1 protein-coding gene is annotated in these 1,428 nt (G+C 58.5%); it reads left to right on the forward strand.

Translation table 11 applies throughout. The features are described 5' to 3' along the window. Window positions 1-113 precede the first annotated feature (113 nt). Entirely contained in the window at window positions 114-1,418 is a 1,305-nt protein-coding gene (locus KW848_RS31245) for an IS4 family transposase (protein ID WP_218539168.1), read from the forward strand. The last annotated feature ends 10 nt before the right edge of the window (window positions 1,419-1,428 follow it).

Consider the following 1,428-nt stretch of genomic DNA (forward strand, 5'->3'; position numbering starts at 1 on the left):
GCCAGCCCTTTCAAGGTCTTCGTTTAAACTCTCCCAAAATTCCAGTCAGGGTGACGAAAACGATGTGGGCAGAAGTTCTAGCGCGGTTTGAGCAAAAGACGCCGGCCAGTGTCATGACCAAGTTGATACTGGAGCAGGCTGTTCCTGCCGCATGGGTCGATCAGGTGTTCGAGGAACAACGTCAACGCCAGTACCCACGGGAGCTTTTGTTTTCGACCATCGTTGAGTTGATGTCCCTTGTTTCATTGGGCTTACGGCCTTCCTTGCATGCGGCTGCCCGCCAGATGGAGCATCTGCCGGTGACCTTGGCGGCGCTGTATGACAAGGTCAGTCGCACAGAACCTGCGCTGCTGCGGGCCTTGGTCACCGGTAGCGCAGAGCGCTTGGCTCCGACGATAGAAGAGTTGGGCTATTCAGCCGTTTTGCCCGGCTGGCAACTGCGCGTTGTTGACGGCAACCACTTGCCTTCTACCGAAAAACGTCTGGGGGCTTTGCGGCGTGAACGAGGTGCGGCTCGGCCAGGGTTTTCCGTGGTGGTCTACGATCCTGACCTGGATCAGATCGTCGACTTGCAGCCTTGCGAGGATGCCTACGCGAGTGAGCGCGTCGGCGTGCTGCCGTTGTTGGCCCGCGCCAGTGAGGGGCAGCTGTGGATGGCGGATCGGCTTTATTGCACGCTGCCCGTGATGCAGGCCTGCGAGGAAGCGAGCGCTTCGTTCATTATTCGCCAGCCCAGCAAACATCCACGGTTGATTCAGGAAAGCGACTGGCAAGAACCGGTGCCCGTCGAAGCCGGAACAGTGCGCGAACAAACCATCGAACTCAACGGCGGCCACCGCTGGCGCCGAGTTGAACTGAACCTGCAAACAACTACCGAATCAGGCGACTCGGTGATGTGGTTCTGGAGCAACTTGCCCGACACCATCAGCGCCGAGCAGATCGCCGATTTGTACCGTCGCCGCTGGAGTATCGAAGGGATGTTCCAGCGTCTCGAGTCGGTACTGGACAGTGAAATCGAAAGCCTCGGCTCTCCGCGGGCGGCCTTGCTGGGCTTTGCTTCGGCGGTGCTGGCCTACAACGTCTTGGCGGTTCTCAAGCGCAGTGTGGAGCAGGCTCATCGCGAGACGCAGCCAGAGGCATGGGAGGCATCGATTTTTCACTTGGCCGTGCAAGTGCGCAGTGGGTATGAGGGCATGCAAATCGCGTTGCCCCCCGATTATCTGTTACTTCAATCGACCTCAGCGACTCTGGCGCAGCGCCTGTTGGCGCTGGCCAGAAACATCAAACCCAAACAGGTGGCCAAAAGCATACGAGGTCCCAAAATCGCCAAGTCCAAGGAATGGCTGGAGGGCAGGGCTGCAAATGCTCATGTGTCGACGGCTCGCGTGCTTAAGGCCCATAAAAAGAAAACACCTTGAAAGGGCTGGC

The sequence above is a fragment of the Pseudomonas sp. PDM25 genome (assembly GCF_019219045.1).
In the GTDB taxonomy this organism is placed as follows: domain Bacteria; phylum Pseudomonadota; class Gammaproteobacteria; order Pseudomonadales; family Pseudomonadaceae; genus Aquipseudomonas.

Coding starts and splice junctions, on each gene's coding strand:
- KW848_RS31245 (WP_218539168.1), top strand. CDS start 114: ATGACCAAGTTGATACTGGAGCAGGCTGTTCCTGCCGCATGGGTCGAT.